Below are 22,242 nucleotides of genomic sequence, written 5' to 3'. Positions count from 1 at the left end.
TTTTTTACATTTGCAGTCATTCTGAGAAAAAACCTCAAGAATTTCCCGCCTTGGCAGGAATTTGGTATCGTGGCCGAGTGGCTAGGCTCAGCTCTGCAAAAGCTGCTACAGCGGTTCGAATCCGCTCGATACCTCTAATAAAACCTCAACTTTTTGTTGGGGTTTTTTTATTACAAGTTTCAAAAACCATTGGGCGCCGGAAACGTATATTCAAGACAAACGTAATTTATACAGTTTTTAAATTATTTTTCCAGCTGGTTGGGGGCATTTTCCAAAGTACCATCAACAGGAGGAATGGAATGTTCAATAGGCCGCTGCTTATTAGGAATTCTATTTAATCCTGCTTCAACCCCTTTTGGAAAAATACCTTGAATGAGTAATAAAATTCCAAAACCTAGAATTAATATACTTACCCACTTTTTTGTTTTAAAAATAAAGCGTGGCGTCATTTTATTTTTAAGTCTTTTTGCTAAAACCATTTTTAAAATGTCTGTAATAAAAAAAGCAGCCAACACAGTTGAAACAAATAGAAAAACGCCATTGTCCGAAGTTGTTAAGGCATTCGCCATAATTAGCGTACCAATCCATCCCGCTAAAACGCCAAAGTTTACAAAGTTTAAGAGAAAGCCTTTTAAAAATAATCCACCGAGATTTTTTTTCACTTTTACAGCGTAGTGCTCTCTAACAATTTTAAAAACCGAACGATTGGTACGTATGTACGAAATTATGCCATAAGCAATTAAAATAGCACCTCCGAAAATAAGTAATCCCGGATCGTGCTTAACCTTTTCAAGAATTCTATTGGTACTGAAAAAAGCTATTAATATAAAGATAACGTCTGCAAAAATAGCTCCTAAATCAAAAAAAATAGCCGCTTTTATTCCTTTCGTAATAGCCGTTTCAATTAGCGTAAAAAAAACGGGGCCAACGGCAAATGCCAATAGAAATCCATAAAACGCAGCATAGAGTAAACCGTCAAACATAGTACTGTAAAAATACAAATTACTTTTACCCAATTACGGTAAAAAATTAATTATTACTTTTTACAATTTCAATTTTTCCGCCGGCACGCCTTTTCTTTTTTACATTTTTTGGGTTGCCATAAATTTTTATAGAACCTCCCGCAGTTACTTTGGCATCAATACTATCAGTTGTAAAAAGTGTGGCATAACCCCCTGCAGTAACGCTTACCACACTCTGGGAACAAATAAGATTTTCAGCATTGTAAACCCCTCCCGAATTTATAGTAACTTGTTGACGTTTAGCTGTTCCTTCGGCATCTATTATACCACCAGAAACAGATTTTATATTTAGATTTTGTGTTGAAATTTGTACCGCTATTTTGGCACCTTCCTGCACTCTAAGTTCTAATGAAGGGGCTTTTATTTCTTCTTCTGAAAATATAAACGAACCTTCGTTGGCATCCAAAACTGAAATATTTTTATAATAAACCACAACCTCGGTTGAATTTCCATCAAAGCGTTCTTCCAGCTCCATTCTAATTTTTAAAACTCCATTATCGTTTATAAATTTTACATAATCGGCATTGGTTCCGCTAACAACTACTTCATTTTTAGAAGCTGAAATAAGTTTAACCGTAATAAGATCAAAAACTTTTACCTCGTTAAAATCGCCAACCTCCATAGTCTGTTGGGCAAATGAAACCACAGATACACAAAGTGTGAATAGAAAAATTAATTTTTTCATTAGTAGTAATTGGTTTTAATTAGACTCTAATTGATGTCCTAACATCGTAAAATCTAAATGCTTCTTAACCAGATCTGCATTTTTTACTTTTACATATACTTCATCGCCAAGTCTATAAATATTATTAGTACGTTGGCCAATTACGGCAAATTCATCTCTGTCAAATTCGTAACGGTCGTCCTGTAAATCTTGCAATCGTACCATTCCTTCGCATTTATTCGAGATAATTTCAATATATATTCCCCATTCGGTAACACCCGAAATAACCCCTAAAAACGCTTCGTCTTTATGATCCTGCATATATTTTATCTGCATGTATTTTATGCTATCGCGCTCGGCATTGGTAGCAAGACTTTCCATATCGCTACTATGGCCACATTTTTCTTCGTATTCTTCTTCTTTTGCAGATTTTCCATTTTCTAAATAATGCTGCAATAAGCGATGAACCATAACATCGGGATACCTACGAATTGGCGAAGTAAAATGTGTATAATAATCAAATGCCAAGCCGTAATGACCTATATTATGGGTAGTGTACATGGCTTTGCTCATACTCCGGATAGCCAAGGTATCTATTAAATTCTGTTCCTTTTTACCTTGAACATCCTTTAAAAGTTTATTCATTGAAGTGGCTGTAGAATGACGGTCTTTTGTGTTTAATTTATAACCAAAGCGTTTAATTATATTTTCTAAAGCCGCAATTTTTTCATCATCCGGTTCGTCGTGAACACGATAAACAAACGTTTTTTTAGGTTGTTGCTTGCCTATAAATTCTGCTACTCGCCTATTTGCCAACAGCATAAATTCCTCAATCATTTTGTTGGCATCTTTACTTTCTTTAAAATACACACCCTCTGGATTTCCTTTGTTATCGAGTATGAATTTTACTTCAACTTTGTCAAAAGAAATTGCGCCGGCTCGCATACGTTTTGTACGTAACTTTTTTGCCATGGCATCCATTTGTAAAATAGCCTGTGCTATTTCCGGTTTTACCGTATATTCCTTATCGGTAATTGAAATATTTGACGGTATTTTATGTATTTCCTCTTTTGGATTTTCTATTACGTGTTGCGCTTCTTCATAAGCAAAACGCGCATCGCTATACGTAACCGTTTTTCCAAACCATTGATTTATAACTTCGGCTTTTTTATTCATTTCAAAAACTGCCGAAAAGGTATATTTTTCTTCGTTTGGTCGCAGCGAACATGCATTGTTAGAAAGAATTTCCGGTAACATTGGTACTACTCTATCTACTAAATATACCGATGTTGCGCGCTCGTAAGCTTCGTCATCAAGTTCGTTTCCGGCGGTTACATAATGTGAAACATCTGCAATGTGAATTCCTACCTCGTAGTTGCCGTTGTCTAATATTTCAAATGAAAGAGCATCGTCAAAATCCTTTGCATCTTTTGGATCTATGGTAAAAGTTAGAGCTTTGCGCATATCGCGCCGCTTTTTTATTTCCGATTCTTTAATTGAAGTATCAATTTTATTGGCAAAAACCTCTACTTCCTGCGGAAATTCGTACGGGAGTCCGTATTGTGCTAAAATAGAATGAATTTCGGTATTGTGCTCACCTGGCATTCCCAGAACCTTTAGCACACTTCCAAAAGGCGAGTCTGCCTTTTCGGGCCAATCTTCCATTGCCACCAGTACTTTCTCGCCATTTTTAGCTCCGTTTATTTTGTTCTTAGGAATAAAAATATCGGTGTACATTTTATAATCGGTAACTTCAACAAATGCAAAGTTTTCCTGCACTTGGATAGTACCCACAAATTCGGTTCGTTTGCGTTCTACAATTTTGGTTACTTCCCCTTCAGTTTTACCTCCCTTTTTGCGTTTAAATACGTAAACTTCAACAATATCGCCATTTAAAGCTTTGTTGAGATTTTTACTACTTACATAAATATCGTCTTCTAAATCTTCAACAATAATATATCCTTGGCCACGGCCTGCTATATCTACTTTTCCGGTATAATAATTTTGTGAAGGAGTGAGTATATATTTGCCGCGATCAATTTCTTGAATCCTTCCTTTGCCCTGCAAAACCTTTAATTTTTTTATTATTTGATTTCTGCTGCTAGGATCGTCCAATTGTAATTTTGCGGCAATTTGTTTGTAGTTGAATGCTTGCGAATGATCTTTCCGAAGAATGTTTAATATGGTTTGGGAAAGATTTTCAATTTTATTTGTTTTCTTTTTTCTTTTATTTCTTGGCATACTTAATTTTGTAATTCGGTAAATGTACTACTTCTCATAGAATGACGTGTTTACATTAGGAAAGATTTAGTACCTTGGTTACGTTATTAATTTCTTGGATATGTTGTAATGTAAGGGTTAATTTTTTAAAAATTCAAACTAATGCACACTCTAAATGAAGCATTTTAAAACCATAGCTATTTTTCAATATCCTGCGGAATACGCAATACTTCAGCTTTTGTTTGAACAGGAAGAAATACGTTACTTTTTTGAAAATGAAACCATGATTAGCGTTTTTCCTTTTTACTCAAATGCAATTGGCGGAATTAGACTTCAAGTTCATTTGGACGATGTGGCCCAAGCGGAAGAAATTATCGCTAACTTAAACTCTTCTTCAGATTTGAAAATAGTTTAATTTTCAATAATACCTTTTCTTCAAATTCATTTTCTCTAAATTTTTTATGTTATCAACATACATTAATATATCATTTGTTTTTTTTAAATTAATTAAAGAAAAATTAGTGATGATTATAGGGTGTTAATATGTACAATAACTTTTTGCAGTTTTATTTTGAAATCTAATTATCGCTATTTAATAATAGGTTATTAACATACAATTAAGAATTAATATCCTTGATTGTAAGCGAATATAAATACTAATTAACAACTGTGAACAACCTATTTTCACACCTATAATTTTATAAGTTTTTGGAAAATTATTGTTTGAAACTGAAAAAATGATGCTAACAAGTACCCCGTAAAAAATGAGTTATAAATTTGGTTTCCCAGAATATTAAAACCTATTGTAAAATTTAATTACATGTGCAATTTTAGTTGTGTTATTTATGCTAACAAATATCAACAATGTTGTTAACTGTAATGTGAAGTTGTGGTTAAGAAATCATTAATTATTTAAAACCAATAAGTTAATTTTAATTTGTGGCGCTAGGCGTAGCTTTTTATAAAAGAGCATTTATTTTAACAATTTATGGCATTATATAATGTGGGAGAAATTTTCTGAATTCGAATTCATTATCTTTGAAAAAAAATTAAAACCATGAAGATTTCCATCGGCAACGACCACGCAGGTACAACGTATAAATTTGAAATTGTTTCCTTTCTCGAAAAGGAAGGCCACTCAGTTATAAACCACGGAACCGACTCTGAATCGAGCGTAGATTATCCAGATTTTGTGCATCCCGTTGCGGCAGATGTTGAAAGTGGAAACGCAGAGTTAGGAATTATCATCTGCGGAAGCGGAAATGGCGCAAATATGACAGCTAATAAACACCAAAAAGTACGCTCTGCTTTATGTTGGACTAAAGAAATTACTGCGCTCGCCCGCCAACATAACGATGCTAATGTATTAAGTATTCCGGCCAGATTTACTAGTAAACCACAAGCTTTGGAAATGGTTAAAACATTTTTAAATACCGAATTTGAAGGGGGTCGCCACCAAAATCGCGTAGAAAAAATAGCTTGTTTATAAACAGCTTCAATGTCGCATAAGCACGTACATTCACACGATCATTCGCATCCAGATTTAAAAGGGAAAAAACTTTTACTTTCCATTCTTTTAAATATAGGAATTACACTTGCACAAGCAATTGGCGGAGTGGTTTCGGGAAGTTTGTCGTTACTCTCCGATGCGCTCCATAATTTTAGCGACGTTCTGTCTTTGGTGGTAAGTTATATAGCCGATAGATATTCAAAAAAGGATGCTTCGGTTACAAAAACATTTGGATATAAACGCGCCGAAATAATTGCTGCATTTGTAAATTCGGCCACCTTAATTGTGGTAGCAATTTACCTAATTTACGAAGCCGTTATTCGCTTTTATAATCCGCAACCAATTGAAAGCGGCCTCGTTATTTGGCTGGCTATTTTAGGAATTGTTTTTAACGGGTTTAGCGTATTGCTTCTATATAAAGATTCAAAAAGCAATATGAACATGCGCTCGGCCTACTTGCACTTGTTTACCGATATGGCAGCATCGGTAGCTGTTTTAATTGGTGGTTTGCTTATGCAATTTTATCAATGGTATTGGGTAGATAGCCTATTAACCGTTTTAATTGCGCTTTATTTACTTATTATGGGGTACGATTTATTAAAGAGTTCATTTAAAGTTTTAATGCTTTTTACACCCGATGATTTAAATTTAGAAGTAATTAATAAAGCAGTTTGTAAAATTCCAGAAATTAAAAATATGCATCACATTCATATCTGGCAATTAAACGAGCAGGAAACACATTTGGAAGCACATATAGATTTTTATAATGATCTTACCCTTTCAGAATTTGACGCCGTATTAGCAAAAGTAGAAGAGTTGCTGTATCACGATTTTGGAATAAACCATGTAACCATTCAACCCGAACATCAAAAAGATGACCCAAAAGACATTATTGTTCAAGATTGATTTTATTAAAAAAATATGGAATTTGATATAAAGAATTTTGAAGAATTAAGCCGAAAGGAGCTATACGAAATTTTGCAATTGCGAAGTGAAATTTTTGTAGTGGAACAAGATTGCGTTTATCAGGATATTGATGGAAAAGACCAACGTGCGTTGCACATAATGGGCTGGGAAAACGATATTTTAGTAACCTATGCACGCTGCTTTCAAGCTGGAGATTATTTTGATGAAGCTTCTATTGGTAGGGTTTTGGTACGCGAAAATTATCGTAAATTGGGGTACGGTCATCAAATTACCGATGCTGCCATAAAAGCTATTGTTGAAAAATATAAAGCCGATACTATAAAAATATCGGCGCAAATATATTTAGTAATGTTTTATGAAAGTCACGGTTTTAAAACCATTGGTGATAGATATATGGAAGATGGTATTCCACATATAGCAATGATTAGAGAATGATTAAAGCTTTATAAGATTTTTTTCTAGATTTAGATCTTTTAGCATTTCATCGGTAAATTTATAATGCCCACGGCGAGTTATTATTTTAAAACGCTGGTTTCGCATACGTGTTAAAGTATCTAAAAATTGCCATTTCGATTTTAATAATCTTGGCTTTGCAGATTTTAAACTAATTTCAAAATAGTGCTTAATGCCTGCGCGCTCCGCTACAATATCTGGGGTAATTACCACATCGCTATCTTTTTTAAGATAGGATTTTGGAGTTTCATATCCTTCCACATCTGCTTGAATGTGTTCAAAACCCCGGTTCTCTAAATAAGTCACGGATTCTTTAAGAATCGCTTTGTTTTCTTCTCTTTCTGAATGTACCATAACCGCTAAATTACAATATCATTGATAAACAGTGAGTTAAGTTTATGTTAACCGGAAAGCAGATGGTGTTAATTTATTTTTTATACCGAATTGACTTATCAAAAGGAAGTCTTAATTGGTGTAAAATATCCTCATCATTTTTATGGTCTGCAATGTCTAAACCATATTTTATTTCTGATGTATCTGCATAGATAAATGTACCAAATAAACGATCCCAAATAGAAAGCATATTGCCGAAATTGCTATCTGTCCAAGGCATTTTATAATGGTGATGAAATTTATGCATATTTGGAGTTACAATTATATAGCTAAGTAGGCGATCTACCTGCTTCGGAAGCGAAATATTGGCGTGGGTAAAATAGGTAAAAAGCACACTTAAAATTCTGTAAAAAAGATAAAAAGCAATTGGCATTCCCATGATAATTACAGCAATTAATGCGAAAGTTTCACGAATAATAAAATCAAACGGATGATGCCTGGTGCCTGTAGTAACGTCCACATTTTTATCGGAGTGGTGTACAGTGTGCAAGCGCCACATCCACTTTACTTTGTGAAGTAAATAATGCACAAAATATTGCGCAATTAGATCCAACACCATAATTGATAGCAACAATTCCAGCCAAATTGGAGCATCAAAAAGTGGAAGCAACCCAAAGTTAGAATGGTTTAACCACAAAAAAATACTTACAGTTGCAATTCCGAAAACTACATTTATAAGCATTACAAACACAAGCAAAATGAAGTTGGTTTTTGCGTGGCGCCATTTGTTGTATTTGGTAAAAACGAGTTTGTAATAGCCTTCAAGAATCCAGAAAACGGTAAGGACAAAAAACACCCAACCAGCTTTCATCCAAACGGGCATTGTTTCGAAGAAGGTTAAGAAGGATTGCATACTAAGTTCTTAAAGGAAATTTTTAGTATTTGTTGTTTATATAGTTCATTCTTAAAGGTGATTTTGTTTGTGCTCAAGCCGACAAAATATTACTTCAAAATTTTCCCATACCGTCCAGCATCATTTAAAACGGAAACCGCTTCTAATATTTCCGGATTGTGATTAATTTGATAATTATACAAACCTTCGCGGTAGAAATAGCGTTTTAATATTTCATCGGTCAGAAGCGATTCTATTTCTACTTTTTTATCGAGTATGGCTTTGTCTTTTGCATTGTCAATGGCAGCCATAAGTTGTTTGTAGCTTGTTGAAATATCCTTGCTTAAATCGTCGTTTTCTGCAACTTTTAATCCTTCAGAAAATTTCTTTTCTGTTTCTGTTTCGTATTCAAAATTGTTTTCTTTTAGAAACTTTAGAAAATCCTGAAAATCTGCTTCACTGAATTTAAAGTTTTTCCAATCTGCTAATTGATGATTATAATAGTATTTTGTGGCATAATCAAAAATGGCATTGTCTTTTAAAAGTGCTGTGGTTATTGAACTGAATGCTGCGGATTTTAATTCAATATCTGGTAAAATGCCACCGCCATCGTAAACGGTTCTGCCGCCTTTGGTTTTAAAGGCGTTGTACTCTTTTAAATCCTTACGAACGGGATCGCCGTTCTCGTCGCGGTGCCAATAATCTAATGCTTGAATACAACGACCGCTGGGGGTATAATAGCGCGAAATAGTAACTTTTAATTGGGTACCGTAGGTTAATTTCTTTGGTCGTTGCACCAATCCTTTTCCAAAACTGCGCGCTCCCACAATAACAGCCCGATCTAAATCTTGCAAACCGCCGGAAACTATTTCGCTGGCAGATGCACTTCTTCCATTAACTAAAACTACCAGTGGAATTTCAGTATCTATGGGATCGTATTTGGTTTTGTAAACTTGGTTGTATTTTTCAATTACAGATTTTGTAGTGGTAATTACTTCACCTTTATCCACAAATAGGTTCACTATATTTATTGCTTCACTCAGTAATCCGCCCGGATTTCCGCGAAGATCCAAAATAATTTTTTTGGCTCCCTGCGATTTTAAATCAACTAATGCAGCTTTTGTTTCTGTAGTCGTTTTTCGATTAAATTGTGAAAGTACGATATACCCAATATCATTTCTTATTAATTTGTAGAAGGGAACCGCTTTAATTTCTACTGCCTCGCGAGTAATAGTTGTAGTGGCAGTTTTACCTTGGCGTTTATAAGTTACAGCTACTTTTGAGCCCGGTGTACCTTTTAATAATTCGCCTGCATCGTCCTGTAAATCGGCAATAGTTATATCGCCAATTTTTACAATTTCGTCACCGGCTTTTAAACCTGCTTTATCGGCTGGATAATCTTTATAAGGCTCAACAATTATAATTTTATCCTTTCTACTTTGCGCAATGGCACCAATACCTGTATAGGTGCCCGAATTATTGATTTTAGCGTCTTCTACCTGCTGTTCGTTCCAATAGACTGTGTATGGGTCTAAATCTTCGAGCATGCCCTTAATAGCCTTGTCCATAAGTGTGGCGGGGGTAACCTCGTCCACATAATTCATATTTAACTCTTTATAGAGGGTAGTAAAGATTTCAATTTGTTTTGCAATTTCGAAAAAATCACTTTTAAAACTTACCGTGGTAAAAAATATACCAATGGCCACTATGGGTATTAAAATTCTTTTTTTCATTTTGTTGAAAATTTAAATATTCGGTCAGGTTACAACCTTAAAAATCTTTAGTAAAAGTATTAATTGTAAGATCAGAGATAAAATATACCGCTTTCTATTTGTTTACCTTTTTTCGTTTTAGAAATTTACGAAGAACAAAAATTACAATTATTGCAACGAGGAATAAGGGCCAAAGGTATAAAACGCCTAAGAAAAATACCGAAATACCGTTCCAACCTCCTTGAAGGGCATTTTTTATTTTTTGTCCGTAAGACTGAGTAATACCTGTATCGGCGGTAGTTTTATAAAATTCTACGATTACCGTACTCATGGAAACTTGTGTTTGGAGGTATTGCAAACGCCCTTGTTTTGCTTCAATTTCTTCACGAATATTTGAAAGTTCGCGTTCTATTTCCAGCATTTCCTTTACACTGTTTGCTTTTTTTAGCAACTCCAAATATCGGTTTTCTAAAGTGCGTTTTGCCTTTAAGCGTGCTTCCAGATCTACAAATTCTTCAGAAACATCTTGCCTACTTATATCGCGATGATCAAAATAAGCTACCCCTTCAGATATCCCGTCAATAAAAGATTGAAAGTTTTCTGTAGGTACGCGAACCACAATATTTTTATAGATTCGATTGTAATCTTTTCCGCTGTTGTCGCTTTGCACCAAACCTTTGTATTGCGATGCCAGATTAATAATTTTTTGGTGTGTTGCCTCAACGTCTTTTGTTTCGAAGGCTAATCGTGCAGTTTTAATAATTTTTTGCTCATCGAGCTCCGGTGTGGCTATATCTTCAGAAACATTTTCTATACCGGCCATTGAAGCTTCGGCTTCAAAATTGTTGTCTGAACCGCTATTTGTACATCCCAGAACAAATAATAAAAATATTGTGCTAACTATTTTCATCCCTTAATTTTTTAAGCAGCTTTACCATTGCTCTTTCAAGTTGGGCGTACTGCGGTTTAACTTTGCCTAAATATAGAAAAAGCATTACAAATTTCTTGCCGTTAATTTCCTTAAATATATGTTTATTAAGACGGTATGCTTCGCGAAGCTGTCGTTTTGCCTTATTGCGATCTACCGCAGATTTAAAATTGCGTTTGGGAACGGCAAATGCTGCCAGGGATGTTTTTAAATTTTCTTTCGGAAGAAAAAATACTTTTATAGGATAACTGGAATGTGTTTTTCCGTCCGAAAACAATGTTTCAATTGTTTTGGAACTCTTTAGTTTTTCGCTCTTCGGAAATTTTTGATTCACACGGTAAATATAAAAAAGAAAGACCTAACAGGTTTTAGAATCTATTAGGTCTGTGTAAGATATTAATTTCTCTTTTAACGATTAGGGATTTCTTTCCCAAATATTATTATCCTGATTAATATCTGCCATTCTGCGTGTGGCATCAATCATCATATTTTTTACTTTTTTCCCATTTTTAATTTCAAATGTATAGGTGGGATAAGCCCAAGCCCAATCTGCTAAAACAGTACGTTTTAAATCTGTAAACGGATTTGGTTTTTCATTCCACGTCATACGCAATGGAATGTAAAACAACTCCTGCGTGCCATCTTCATAAGTTACATAAAGGTCTATAGGCATTGGCATTAAACCAATTCTTTCTAAAGTAATTTTTGTATTATCCGTTTCATTTTCAACAGATTTTATACCATAATCTATTGTATTTGTAGTTTGTGTCCAATCTGTTAAATACCAATTTAGTTTAAAACCGGAAACCTTTTCGGCCGTGCGAATAAAATCTGTTGGCGTAGGGTGTTTAAATTTAAAATCTGAATAAAAACGCTTTAAGGTCTTAGATAGATTTTCTGGGCCAATAACGTACCCTAATTGAGTTAAAAATACCGAACCTTTGCTATACGCATTTACGCCATACGCACGGTTGGTTGCATATCTGTCTGCATGTGTAGATAGAGGTTGTTCATTGCCACTAGTGGCCATGTAAAAGTAACTTCTGTACGAACCTGCGTGCGGATTTGGTTTATTTTCTTCCATCACATAATTCATTGCCTCCTCGGATATGTATGAGGTAAAACCTTCATCCATCCACTCGTGTTTTAGTTCGTTGGTTGCCAAAACAAACTGAAACCAAGAATGTGCCAACTCGTGAGCAGTTACACCAACTAAACTTCCAAACTCCCGATTGCCAGTAATCATGGTACTCATAGCGTATTCCATACCACCATCGCCGCCTTGAATTACCGAGTATTGTTCGTAGGGATATTGGCCTATCTGTTCGTTAAAAAACTGCATTAGAGCAGCTGTTTTTGGTTGTAGATTTTTCCAGTTCTCAGCAATTTCAGGATCATTTTTATAGAAAAAATGAAGTGTTACTCCGTTTGGCCCCGGATAGGTATCGTGTACATATTGGTTATCTGCTGCCCAAGCAAAGTCATGTACATCTGGTGCTAAAAAGTGCCAAGTGTATTTTCCTTTTTTTGGTTTCATCCATTTTTGGCCTGGTTCTGTGTAGCCGTGGCCAACTTCGGCAGGGTTTTGTAAATAACCTGTTCCGCCAATAGTGTAATCTGCATCAATTGTAATTGTCACATCAAAATTACCCCATACTCCGTGAAACTCGCGACCAATGTACGGATCGGCGTGCCAACCTTCAAAGTCGTACTCAGCTAGTTTGGGATACCATTGGGTCATCGTAAGCGCTATGCCTTCAGAACTATCGCGTCCTGAACGGCGTACTTGCAAGGGCACCTGTGCATCCCACTCCATATTAAAAACGGTACTTTCGCCGGGCAAAATAGGTTCGTTTAAAACTACTTCCATTACCGTTCCTTTAATTGTGTACTTAGCGGCAACGTTATTTTGTGTAAATAAGTTTGGTTTTATGTAGCCAATTTCATCCGGTGTAAGTTTCGAAATTCTATCTGTAACGCGGCTATCAGGATCCGCAATTGTGCGTGATCGTACATCCATTTCGCTGCCAGGTTGAAATGCATTAAAGTAAAGATGATAATAAACTTTGGTTAAGGTATCGGGCGAATTGTTTGTATATTTTAATTCCTGGGTGCCTTGGTATTGAAAATTTTTCACGTTCATCTGAACGTCCATTTTATAATCTACTTCCTGCTGCCAATAGCACGGATTATTTTGTGCTGAAGCCGAAATGATTACGGCTATAAAAAAAATTACACTTAAAAATTGCTTCATTATTTAGACATTTTATCTGCCATAATTAAGGCGTTATACATATTTACCATTTTACCAGATTTTGAAATATTTGAGAAAGACTCCGTATTTGAAACTTCCCCGCCCAAAATAACATTAGTTTTTACCGAAAGGCCGCTATCCATTAATATTTGTTTTACTTGTGCAGCTGTTAGATTTGGGTAGTAAGATCTAATCATTGCGGCAACACCGGCAACTTCGGGAGATGCCATTGAGGTTCCCTGCAAAAATTCATATGTATTTAAAGGGGTTGTTGCCCAAATTTTTACACCGGGAGCAAAAACATCTACATTGGTTTTTCCGTAATTTGAAAAGTTTGCAACCAATTCACTACCATACTCATAATTAAGTGCACCAACGGTTAAAAATGAATCGGCAATTTCTGGTTGGTTATCAATCTGATCGTTCGGGTAAACATTTACAGTATCTAAATCAAGACCGTCGTTTCCAGCGGCATTCACAATTAATACATCTTTTGAGGCCGCATATTTTATAGCGTCGTACACCCAATCTGCGTGTGGCGAATAATATTTTCCGAAACTAGTATTTAGTACCTTAGCGCCATTATCTACGGCATATCTAATTGCCAATGCAATATCTTTGTCGTACTCATCGCCATCCGGTACTGCTCGTACAGCCATTATTTGCACATTGTTGGCTACGCCATCCATACCAATCCCGTTGTGGCGTTCAGCGGCAATTATACCTGCAACGTGGGTTCCGTGTTTTACGTTTTCGCGCGTTGGGTCTGGACCAGCTACATTATTGTCGCCGTAAACATTGTCTGTAATATCGTCGGGATTATCGCCTAACACAGCCCGGAAATCTTTGGTCATACTAAAATTATCTTCCAGTCTGTCATTAAAATATTTTATTCCTGCTTCAAGTTCCTTTAAAACTTCAGGAACTGAATCGGCAAAATTTAACATTTGGTCTAGCATGGCTATTTGGTGCTGTTCCTGTGGCGAAGGATTTTTTATATCCGCTAAATCTTCTTTTGAATAATCTTCTTTTCCAAGTTTCTGAGCAATTGCTTGATGTGTAGGCTTTAACTGCGCAATAATTTGCTCATACCGCTCTTTATTAGTTGAAATTTCTGAAAATTCCTTTTCGTATTCGGCCATTGCTTTTTGATAGATTGCAAAATCTTCACGATCTGCAGCACTTATTGAAGATTCGCTCTTACCTTCAAATTTTGGTTTAAATTTTCTGATGATACGTACATATTCCATGTTTTCACCAATAATATCGCCAATAAAATTCCAACCGTGTACATCATCAATGTAACCGTTGTTATCGTCGTCTATTCCGTTGCCGGATATTTCACCAGGATTGGTCCATAGTACATTTTTAAGGTCTTCGTGGTCTATATCTACCCCGCTATCAATAACGCCTACAATTACAGTTGTGCCTTTGCGTTTTTTGATTATTTGGTTGTAAGCTTTATTTACACTCATCCCGGGAACGGTGTCTTTTACCAAATCCATCGCTGGCCAATTTTTTAATTGTGCCTCGGTAAGCGGAACTACTTTTAAAGGGATTGCATCAATGTTTTCTATTGGGGTGGCAACAATTGCCGAGCTACTGCCACAGCTTGCCATAGAGGCTGCTATTACTACAGCCAAAAGAGAGTTTCTAAAGATTTTCATTTTAAAAATAAGAGTTAATTAAAAAATTCGTTAAGTGAGAATGTTTCGTTTAGCCGAACACCTTTATCGGTGTTTTTTACGGTAATTATCGGATTGTGTGCATCGTGTTCCAAAAATAGATAGAAATTATTTTCGGCAGCTTTATCCAAAAATTTTTCTTTTTCTGGAAGCGTTAGCAATGGTCGTGTATCGTAGCCCATAACAAACGGAAGTGGTAAATGACCTGCTGTGGGCAATAAATCTGCCATAAAAACCAGCGTTTTTCCTTTGTATTCTATATGCGGAATCATTTGCTTATCTGTGTGTCCGTCTACAAATAGAATTCCAAAATCCAATTCGTTGGCTGTTGCAAAATCTGTATTGGGTTGTGCCACAAACTTTAACTGTCCGCTTTCTTGCATCGGCATTATATTTTCCTTTAAAAAAGAAGCCTGCTCGCGTCGGTTTGGTTGCGTAGCCCACTGCCAGTGATCTTTATTGCTCCAGAAAGTTGCATTTTTAAAAGCTGGTTCATACCCTGTGCGATCTTTGTTCCATTGTACACTGCCACCGCAATGGTCAAAATGTAAATGGGTCATAAAAACATCGGTAATGTCGTCGCGATGAAAACCGTACTTTTTTAATGAATTGTCTAGGTTGTAATCGCCCCAACGGTAATAATAGCCAAAAAACTTTTCGCTTTGCTTATTGCCCATCCCGGTATCAATTAAGGTTAACCTATCGCCATTTTTAATGAGAAGACAGCGCGCGGCAATGTCTATCATATTATTGGCATCTGCAGGATTGGTTCTGGTCCAGAGGGTTTTAGGCACAACACCGAACATGGCACCACCATCTAATTTAAAATTGCCGGATTCAATAGGAAATAATTGCATAATCTGAAGAAATGAGTCGCAAATTAGCAAAAGCGTTACAGACCAAAGACGAAGTATAAATTAATTATACTATTTTTAACAAATTATTATTTTTTCGTAGCGTCGAAAAAGTTTTAATTTGCCTAAACCCCGATTGAATGGTAGAACTTGCAGGAATTATAATTTTAGGAATTTTGGCCCAATGGGTTGCATGGAAATTTAAAATACCCGCTATTTTACCTTTAATTTTAATTGGGCTGCTGGTAGGCCCGCTTTCTACGTTTTTCACTGAAGATGGAAGACAATGGCTTCAACCTATTTGGAATGGCGATAAAGGTCTTTTTCCGGGAGAAAATCTTTTCTATTTTGTTTCTTTGGCTGTAGGAATTATTCTTTTTGAAGGGGGATTAACGCTTAAAAGAGAAGAAATTTCGAAAGTAGGCTCTGCAATTGGCAAACTTATAAGCATAGGTGCTGCCATTACTTTTATTGGTGCCGGTGTGGCTGCCCACTACGTATTCGGGCTAAACTGGCGAATTGCTTTCCTTTTTTCAGCTTTAATAATTGTAACCGGCCCCACTGTAATTACGCCAATTTTGAGAAATATCCCACTTAAAAAAGATGTGGCGGCAGTACTTAGATGGGAAGGAATTTTAATTGATCCTATCGGAGCTTTGGTTGCTGTACTTGTATATGAATTTATAAGTGTAGAAGGCGATTCTGGTTACACAAAACAGGCACTACTGGATTTTGGAAAAATTGTTTTAATAGGAATGACTTTTGGAGTTTCGGCAGGATATGCACTTTACATTTCAATAAAAAAGAAACTCGTGCCGCATTACTTATCTAATGTGGTTTCGCTGTCATTGGTTATGGCAGTTTTTGTAGCCAGTGATTTACTTGCGCACGAATCGGGTCTGCTGGCCGTAGTTGTTATGGGTATGTTTTTAGGAAATAGCGATTTGCCAAGCCTTAAGGAACTTCTCTATTTTAAGGAATCGTTGAGCGTTTTATTGGTTTCAATACTTTTCATTTTACTTTCTGCCAATATTAGTGTTGACGATCTTTTGCTGGTTTTTAACTATAAAACTGCCATTTTATTGGCAATAATTATTTTTATTTTAAGACCCATGACCGTCTTTGCGAGTACTATAGGTTCCTCGCTTAAAACCAATGAAAAATTATTTATTAGTTGGGTTGGTCCTCGCGGAATAGTTGCAGCTGGTATATCGTCACTTTTCGGAACACAATTGGTTTCTAAAGGCGTGGTTGGGGCTGAATATATTACCCCTTTGGTTTTTGCGGTTGTTTTAACTACTGTAATTATCAATGCCACTACGGCTAGAGTAATGGCAAGTTGGATGGGGGTATTTTTGAAAAAATCTGAAGGAATACTCATGGTGGGTGCTTCAAAAGTATCTAGATTAATTGCTACTTATCTTCATAAAAACAATAGGCATGTGGTGCTCATTGATTCAAACCAGTTGAACATTAATAGAGCAAAAGAATTAGGATTAGAAGCATTTACTGCAAACATTTATGCCGATGACCTTACAGACAATATAGAGCTGAACGATGTGGGTTATTTGTTATCTATGACCGGAAGCGACGAAATAAACAAACAAGCTATTAATCGTTTTGGACAGTATTTTGGCGAAAATGGAACTTTTAGGTTAATGACTTCCGAAGAAATGAAACAAAAACAGAACATTTCCGCAAAAGAACTATTTTCATACACTCATGATTATACACGTTTTACCCAGGTAGCTCAGGATTTTCCGTCTATACAGGAAATTCCTGTTGAAAACCACAATCAATTTTTACGTGTATTAAATATTATTGGTGAAAACCCAGACGCAATTCCGCTATTTTTAAAACACGACAATGGATTTTTAGATCTTTTGAATTCTCCATCCGAGCTTGAAGTTGAAATGGGAAGCAGCCTTGTTTATTTAGGAAAACCAATGGATTTTGAAGATGTTGTAAATGCCACTAGATCTGAAAATGAAGGGAAGGTAAACAAATAATCTTAGCATTAATTCGTTTTCCTTAAAATTACTTTTTAATGAAAAATACATTCTTTGTTGTCGCTATTGTTTTGTGTGTAGGGATAGTTTCCTGTAAAAAGGACGATGGCGTTAGTTGCACTACTTGTACCTCGCCACAAACCGCAAATTTTGAAGTATGCGAGGAAAGCAATGGTAATGCATCGGTTAATGGTGAAAACACCGGTACTCCCTACGAGGTGTATTTGCAAGGGCTTATAGAGGCTGGCGCTACTTGTGGCATGTAAAATTTTTCCGAAGAAAGATATACGCTAAAGACTATTGAAACAGAAAAATAAATTATTTAAATTTCCTTTTCTAATCATTTAATTTAAGTACCGCCATAAAAGCCTCTTGCGGAATTTCTACATTGCCCACTTGGCGCATTCGTTTTTTACCTTTTTTCTGTTTTTCTAAAAGCTTTCTTTTACGCGAAATATCGCCTCCGTAACATTTTGCGGTTACGTCTTTTCGTAGGGCTTTCACAGTTTCACGAGCAATAATTTTGGCTCCGATAGCGGCCTGAATAGGGATGTCAAACTGTTGTCTGGGAATAAGTTGTCGTAACTTTTCACAGATTTTTTTGCCAATATCGTAGGCGTTGTCTCGGTGAAGGAGCGCAGAAAGTGCATCTACAACATTTCCGTTCAATAATACATCAACCTTAACTAAGTGCGATTGCCGCATTCCTATTGGCGAGTAGTCAAAGGAAGCGTATCCTTTTGAAACGGTTTTAAGCCTATCGTAGAAGTCGAAAACAATTTCTGCTAAAGGCATATCAAAAGTTAGTTCAACTCGTTCGGTAGTTAAATATGTCTGGTTGGTAATTTCGCCTCTTTTTTCAATACATAGCGACATAACCGAACCCACAAAATCTGACTTGGTAATAATAGTTGCTTTAATATACGGCTCTTCCACACGATTTAAAGTGGAAGGTTCCGGCAAATCTGATGGGTTATTTACGAGAATGGGAGTTTCCGGGTTTTTATTGGTGTAAGCGTAATACGAAACGTTTGGAACGGTGGTAATAACCGTCATATCAAACTCTCGCTCCAATCTTTCTTGAATTATTTCCAGGTGAAGCATGCCTAAAAATCCACAGCGAAAACCGAAACCAAGGGCTGCAGAACTTTCTGGAACAAATACGAGCGAAGCATCGTTTAGTTGCAACTTTTCCATGGAGTTTCGCAACTCTTCATAATCTTCGGTATCTACAGGATATATCCCGGCAAAAACCATAGGTTTTACATCTTCAAACCCTTCAATCATATTAACAGTTGGGTTTTTAGAATCGGTTATGGTATCGCCAACTTTTACTTCTTTGGCTTCTTTAATTCCGGTAATTAAGTAACCTACATCGCCTGTTTTAATAACGTCTCTAGGAAATTGTTTCAACCTTAAAGTTCCCACTTCATCTGCGAAATAACTTTTGCCGGTAGCCATAAATTTAATGTGCTGTCCTTTTCGAATTTCGCCATTTAGCACTCTAAAATATGTTTCAACTCCACGAAAGGGATTGTAAACTGAATCAAAAATCAGTGCTTGCAACGATTCGTCTGGATTACCTTTTGGCGCCGGGATACGTTCAATAATGGCACTTAAAATTTCTTCGATTCCCAGACCTGTTTTAGCACTTGCTGGTATTACTTCTTCGGGTTTACAGCCCAAAAGATCTACAATATCATCGGTTACTTCTTCTACATTTGCAGAGGGAAGATCTACTTTATTCAGTACCGGAATTATTTCCAGGTCGTTTTCTAAAGCCAAATATAGGTTTGAAATTGTTTGTGCCTGTATGCTTTGTGCGGCATCTACGATTAGCAAAGCTCCTTCACAAGCGGCAATGGAACGGGAAACTTCGTACGAAAAATCTACGTGGCCAGGCGTATCAATTAAATTTAAGGTGTATTTTTCACCTTTGTATTCATAATCCATTTGAATGGCATGGCTCTTAATGGTTATGCCGCGTTCGCGTTCCAAATCCATACTATCCAGTAATTGGGCTTGTTTTTCGCGATCGGTCACGGCGCCAGTGGCATCTAAAAGTCTATCTGCCAAGGTGCTTTTTCCGTGGTCTATATGGGCAATAATGCAAAAATTGCGTATGTTCTTCATAAAATTTCCTTCTCAAGCTATAATTTGCAAATATAGATTAAAAGTGCGATTATTTTTAAATTGCATTTAAACACTTAAAATAATAACGATACGGCGGTATTTATTTCATAAATTTTCAACATATTTGTAGTGCATTGGCTAAGGTATAGTTAATACTATTTGTTTTCTCCCCAGAAAATGTACAATTAAATGATGTCTTCCCCCAGATATCTACTTATGTTATGAGAAAATTTTTTATACTCCTATGCTGCCTTCAGCAGTGTGTTTTATTGGCTCAAGATTTTTCTATCTCAGGGCTGGTGAGCGATGCAGAAAATACCCCTTTATCCTTTGTAAATGTGTTGCTCTATGGGGCTGAATCTGAAGAGCCCATAAAAGGTACAACTACCGATGACGATGGTTATTTCGCAATAAAAAACTTGCCCGCTGGTAATTATAAATTGAACTTTAGTTACATAGGTTTTGAAACGCAGGAACAAACCGTTGCAGTTTCCTCCAACCAAAATTTAGGTACCATTATTTTAAAGATAAATCAGCAAATGCTAGATGAAACGGTGGTCACGGCAAAATTACCGACTATAAAAAAAACTGTTGGTAAATTGGTCTTTAATGTAGAAAACACCTCATTATCTGTAGGCAGCACTATGGATCTTCTTAAAAAAACACCAGGTGTCGTAGTTATTGGTGAAAATATACAAGTTAAATTTTCATCACCCACCATCTATATTAATGGTAAACGAGTTTATTTGTCTGCAGCCGAAGTAGCTTCACTTTTAGAAAATACCGATGCCACGAATATTAAATCTGTTGAGGTAATTACTAATCCAGGTTCAAAATACGATGCCGAGGCTGGCACTATTCTAAATATTGTTACTACAAAGGCAATTTCAATAGGATACAAAGGCTCGGTGAATGCCACATATACTCAGGGAATATTTCCAAAATACAGTTTTGGTACTTCACATTTTTATAAAAACAACTGGCTAAATCTGTACGGTAGCTACACGTACAATACTAAAAAGGAATTTAAAGAAGACGAGAGCTATCTTCGATTTTTTAAACCAGATGAAGTTTCTACAAAATCTATATGGGAAACCTACTTTAACCGAACTACAAATTCCGAAAACCATAACGGCAATATGGTAATGGATTTTACCATAGATGAAAAAAATACAATTAGTTTGGCTTCCACTATTTCGGTATCGCCGGCAAGCACGTATTTTAATAATGGCACCGCGGCTATTTATAATTCACAAATGCAATTAGACTCTACCAATACTACATTGAGTGGGGTAAATTATAAAAAGGATAACCTAACCTTTGCGTTAGACTATCAAAGAAAATTAAACGAGAATGGGGCTACCCTGTCTGCTGCTGCCAATTATATTTATTATAATAGCAATCAAGATCAAGACGTTAGCACCCATTATTTTTTGCCCAATAACGAATTTATAAAACACAACAGCTTTTTTACAAATTCGGCACAAAAGAGTAATATTCTTACTGCGCAGACCGATGTATCTACACCGTATTGGGGTGGTACTTTTGAAATAGGGTTTAAATTGAGCAAAATATACACGGATAGTAAAATAGACTTTTTTGATACCGTAAATAATACAGATACATATAACTGGGCGCTCTCAGACGATTTTAATTACAAAGAAAAAATCTATGCCGAATATGTAAAATTTGAAAAAGATTGGGAGAAATGGAGCTTTACTGCCGGATTGCGGGCTGAATATACAGACACTAACGCCAATTCGCGAAGGCTTGGAAAAACAACCAACCAAGACTATTTTGATGTTTTTCCTTCGGCATCGGTTAATTATAGTATTAACGATAATAACAACATTGGTATTGGCTATAACCGAAGTATTCAGCGGCCGCGATATGAAAGCCTAAATCCGTTCAAATATTTTATAACAGAAAACAATTATATAGGAGGGGATCCCAATTTAGTGCCTTCAATAAAAGATAAAATTACTTTAAGTTATTCCCTCAATAACAAATGGTTGTTTGATTTGTATTACGAAAACATTAAAAATGAATTGGGGTATTTATCATTTCAGAATAATGAAAATAGTGTGTTGCGAAGCGTTTATGACAATCTTATCGAAGCCTATCAATACAGTTTTGATGTTGTATATTACAACTCACTCACCCCTTGGTGGTATTTTCAGCTATCTACCTCATCCTATTATCTATCTAATAAATTTGAGGCATTAGAAAGCTCACAACAGGCCTATACCAACGATACATTCGGGCAGTATTTACAAACGTTTAACCGCTTTACCCTTACAAAAGATCAATCGTTTACGGCAGATCTTTCGGCACTTTATATTTCAAACTTTGTCTTCGGAAACCGCTATTTTAAAAACCAAAGCTTTGTAAATATTTCGTTTAGAAAAGTATTTTGGGACAAACGCGCGAGTGTAACCGCGGGAGTTGACGATATTTTTAACACTTTAAACAATGTTGTTTCTGTCGCTAAATATTACAATCAGGACAACCGTTTTTTTGTTAATCAAGAAAGCCGACTTTTCCGCCTTGGATTTAAATATAACTTCGGAAATGCCCGACTTCGCGATAACAATAAAACAATAGAAACTGACGAAGGCGACAGGTTATAAACCCAGTTAAACTTTC

The 22,242-nt window shown here is 36.0% G+C and carries 19 protein-coding genes and 1 tRNA gene; 8 read left to right on the top strand and 12 right to left on the bottom strand.

From position 1 onward, the window contains the following. Positions 1–63: 63 nt before the first annotated feature. Positions 64–134: transfer RNA gene (locus tag VZD24_RS04375), tRNA-Cys, on the top strand. 108 nt (positions 135–242) lie between these two features. Here VZD24_RS04375 and VZD24_RS04370 read toward each other — a convergent pair. The 3 genes from VZD24_RS04370 to rnr are packed head-to-tail and all read right to left on the bottom strand — an operon-like array spanning position 243 to position 3,927. Then, on the bottom strand, positions 243–983 hold the full coding sequence (locus tag VZD24_RS04370) for a LysE family translocator (RefSeq protein ID WP_279449590.1): 741 nt from the start codon (positions 981–983) through the stop codon (positions 243–245). Positions 984–1,029: 46 nt separating this feature from the next. Continuing rightward, positions 1,030–1,707 (bottom strand): head GIN domain-containing protein, encoded by a 678-nt coding sequence (locus VZD24_RS04365; RefSeq protein WP_342686759.1) that lies wholly within the window; start codon positions 1,705–1,707, stop codon positions 1,030–1,032. 15 nt (positions 1,708–1,722) lie between these two features. Next, a complete protein-coding gene (rnr, locus tag VZD24_RS04360; RefSeq protein WP_342686760.1) occupies positions 1,723–3,927 on the bottom strand; it encodes a ribonuclease R in 2,205 nt (734 codons plus the stop codon). 154 nt (positions 3,928–4,081) lie between these two features. Here rnr and VZD24_RS04355 point away from each other — a divergent pair, with 154 nt between their 5' ends. From VZD24_RS04355 to VZD24_RS04340, 4 genes are all read left to right on the top strand, one after another. Beyond that, positions 4,082–4,321 (top strand): putative signal transducing protein, encoded by a 240-nt coding sequence (locus VZD24_RS04355; RefSeq protein ID WP_342686761.1) that lies wholly within the window; start codon positions 4,082–4,084, stop codon positions 4,319–4,321. Between the two features lie 642 nt (positions 4,322–4,963). Further along, positions 4,964–5,395, top strand: a complete 432-nt coding sequence (rpiB, locus tag VZD24_RS04350) for a ribose 5-phosphate isomerase B (protein WP_342686762.1) — start codon at positions 4,964–4,966, stop codon at positions 5,393–5,395. 9 nt (positions 5,396–5,404) lie between these two features. After that, entirely contained in the window at positions 5,405–6,322 is a 918-nt protein-coding gene (locus VZD24_RS04345; RefSeq protein ID WP_342686763.1) for a cation diffusion facilitator family transporter, read from the top strand. 15 nt (positions 6,323–6,337) lie between these two features. Beyond that, positions 6,338–6,778, top strand: a complete 441-nt coding sequence (locus VZD24_RS04340) for a GNAT family N-acetyltransferase (RefSeq protein WP_342686764.1) — start codon at positions 6,338–6,340, stop codon at positions 6,776–6,778. Here the strand turns inward: VZD24_RS04340 and VZD24_RS04335 are convergent, their stop codons facing one another. From VZD24_RS04335 to VZD24_RS04300, 8 genes are all read right to left on the bottom strand, one after another. Next, on the bottom strand, positions 6,779–7,150 hold the full coding sequence (locus tag VZD24_RS04335) for a hypothetical protein (protein ID WP_279449599.1): 372 nt from the start codon (positions 7,148–7,150) through the stop codon (positions 6,779–6,781). A gap of 73 nt (positions 7,151–7,223) precedes the next feature. Further along, positions 7,224–8,042: a sterol desaturase family protein gene (locus VZD24_RS04330; protein WP_342686765.1), complete on the bottom strand. Its 819-nt coding sequence runs from the start codon at positions 8,040–8,042 to the stop codon at positions 7,224–7,226. A gap of 89 nt (positions 8,043–8,131) precedes the next feature. Next, entirely contained in the window at positions 8,132–9,754 is a 1,623-nt protein-coding gene (locus VZD24_RS04325; RefSeq protein ID WP_342686766.1) for a S41 family peptidase, read from the bottom strand. Positions 9,755–9,848: 94 nt separating this feature from the next. Further along, entirely contained in the window at positions 9,849–10,643 is a 795-nt protein-coding gene (locus VZD24_RS04320; RefSeq protein ID WP_279449603.1) for a DUF4349 domain-containing protein, read from the bottom strand. Continuing rightward, positions 10,630–10,995, bottom strand: a complete 366-nt coding sequence (gene rnpA, locus VZD24_RS04315; protein WP_342686767.1) for a ribonuclease P protein component — start codon at positions 10,993–10,995, stop codon at positions 10,630–10,632. The genes VZD24_RS04320 and rnpA overlap by 14 nt, the downstream gene beginning before the upstream one ends. A gap of 81 nt (positions 10,996–11,076) precedes the next feature. Continuing rightward, positions 11,077–12,915, bottom strand: coding sequence for a M1 family metallopeptidase (locus VZD24_RS04310; RefSeq protein ID WP_342686768.1), 1,839 nt, complete (start codon positions 12,913–12,915; stop codon positions 11,077–11,079). Continuing rightward, the gene (locus VZD24_RS04305; protein ID WP_342686769.1) at positions 12,915–14,582 is read right to left on the bottom strand and encodes a S8 family serine peptidase; all 1,668 of its coding nucleotides are present in this window, start codon (positions 14,580–14,582) and stop codon (positions 12,915–12,917) included. Before VZD24_RS04305 ends, VZD24_RS04310 begins: the two co-directional genes overlap by 1 nt. Before the next feature lie 14 nt (positions 14,583–14,596). Further along, positions 14,597–15,457 carry an MBL fold metallo-hydrolase gene (locus tag VZD24_RS04300; RefSeq protein WP_279449611.1) on the bottom strand — a complete coding sequence of 287 codons (861 nt, stop codon included), beginning with the start codon at positions 15,455–15,457 and terminating at the stop codon, positions 14,597–14,599. 137 nt (positions 15,458–15,594) lie between these two features. Here VZD24_RS04300 and VZD24_RS04295 point away from each other — a divergent pair, with 137 nt between their 5' ends. Continuing rightward, positions 15,595–17,463 (top strand): cation:proton antiporter, encoded by a 1,869-nt coding sequence (locus VZD24_RS04295; RefSeq protein WP_279449613.1) that lies wholly within the window; start codon positions 15,595–15,597, stop codon positions 17,461–17,463. Between the two features lie 38 nt (positions 17,464–17,501). Beyond that, a complete protein-coding gene (locus VZD24_RS04290) occupies positions 17,502–17,729 on the top strand; it encodes a hypothetical protein (protein WP_279449615.1) in 228 nt (75 codons plus the stop codon). A 70-nt stretch (positions 17,730–17,799) separates the two neighbouring features. Here VZD24_RS04290 and lepA read toward each other — a convergent pair whose 3' ends face one another. Further along, entirely contained in the window at positions 17,800–19,596 is a 1,797-nt protein-coding gene (gene lepA / locus VZD24_RS04285; RefSeq protein ID WP_342686770.1) for a translation elongation factor 4, read from the bottom strand. Between the two features lie 221 nt (positions 19,597–19,817). Between lepA and VZD24_RS04280 the strand changes: the two genes are divergently transcribed. Beyond that, positions 19,818–22,226, top strand: a complete 2,409-nt coding sequence (locus tag VZD24_RS04280) for a TonB-dependent receptor domain-containing protein (RefSeq protein ID WP_342686771.1) — start codon at positions 19,818–19,820, stop codon at positions 22,224–22,226. Positions 22,227–22,242: the final 16 nt, after the last annotated feature.

Source organism: Aequorivita flava (assembly GCF_038742595.1).
GTDB classification, from domain to species: Bacteria; Bacteroidota; Bacteroidia; order Flavobacteriales; family Flavobacteriaceae; genus Aequorivita; species Aequorivita marisscotiae.
The sequence above is the reverse complement of the archived record's forward strand: the minus strand, read 5'-3'. Positions and strand labels throughout refer to the sequence as shown.

Coding starts and splice junctions, on each gene's coding strand:
- VZD24_RS04370 (WP_279449590.1), bottom strand. CDS start 983: ATGTTTGACGGTTTACTCTATGCTGCGTTTTATGGATTTCTATTGGCA.
- VZD24_RS04365 (WP_342686759.1), bottom strand. CDS start 1,707: ATGAAAAAATTAATTTTTCTATTCACACTTTGTGTATCTGTGGTTTCA.
- rnr (WP_342686760.1), bottom strand. CDS start 3,927: ATGCCAAGAAATAAAAGAAAAAAGAAAACAAATAAAATTGAAAATCTT.
- VZD24_RS04355 (WP_342686761.1), top strand. CDS start 4,082: ATGAAGCATTTTAAAACCATAGCTATTTTTCAATATCCTGCGGAATAC.
- rpiB (WP_342686762.1), top strand. CDS start 4,964: ATGAAGATTTCCATCGGCAACGACCACGCAGGTACAACGTATAAATTT.
- VZD24_RS04345 (WP_342686763.1), top strand. CDS start 5,405: ATGTCGCATAAGCACGTACATTCACACGATCATTCGCATCCAGATTTA.
- VZD24_RS04340 (WP_342686764.1), top strand. CDS start 6,338: ATGGAATTTGATATAAAGAATTTTGAAGAATTAAGCCGAAAGGAGCTA.
- VZD24_RS04335 (WP_279449599.1), bottom strand. CDS start 7,150: ATGGTACATTCAGAAAGAGAAGAAAACAAAGCGATTCTTAAAGAATCC.
- VZD24_RS04330 (WP_342686765.1), bottom strand. CDS start 8,042: ATGCAATCCTTCTTAACCTTCTTCGAAACAATGCCCGTTTGGATGAAA.
- VZD24_RS04325 (WP_342686766.1), bottom strand. CDS start 9,754: ATGAAAAAAAGAATTTTAATACCCATAGTGGCCATTGGTATATTTTTT.
- VZD24_RS04320 (WP_279449603.1), bottom strand. CDS start 10,643: ATGAAAATAGTTAGCACAATATTTTTATTATTTGTTCTGGGATGTACA.
- VZD24_RS04310 (WP_342686768.1), bottom strand. CDS start 12,915: ATGAAGCAATTTTTAAGTGTAATTTTTTTTATAGCCGTAATCATTTCG.
- VZD24_RS04305 (WP_342686769.1), bottom strand. CDS start 14,582: ATGAAAATCTTTAGAAACTCTCTTTTGGCTGTAGTAATAGCAGCCTCT.
- VZD24_RS04300 (WP_279449611.1), bottom strand. CDS start 15,457: ATGCAATTATTTCCTATTGAATCCGGCAATTTTAAATTAGATGGTGGT.
- VZD24_RS04295 (WP_279449613.1), top strand. CDS start 15,595: ATGGTAGAACTTGCAGGAATTATAATTTTAGGAATTTTGGCCCAATGG.
- VZD24_RS04290 (WP_279449615.1), top strand. CDS start 17,502: ATGAAAAATACATTCTTTGTTGTCGCTATTGTTTTGTGTGTAGGGATA.
- lepA (WP_342686770.1), bottom strand. CDS start 19,596: ATGAAGAACATACGCAATTTTTGCATTATTGCCCATATAGACCACGGA.
- VZD24_RS04280 (WP_342686771.1), top strand. CDS start 19,818: ATGAGAAAATTTTTTATACTCCTATGCTGCCTTCAGCAGTGTGTTTTA.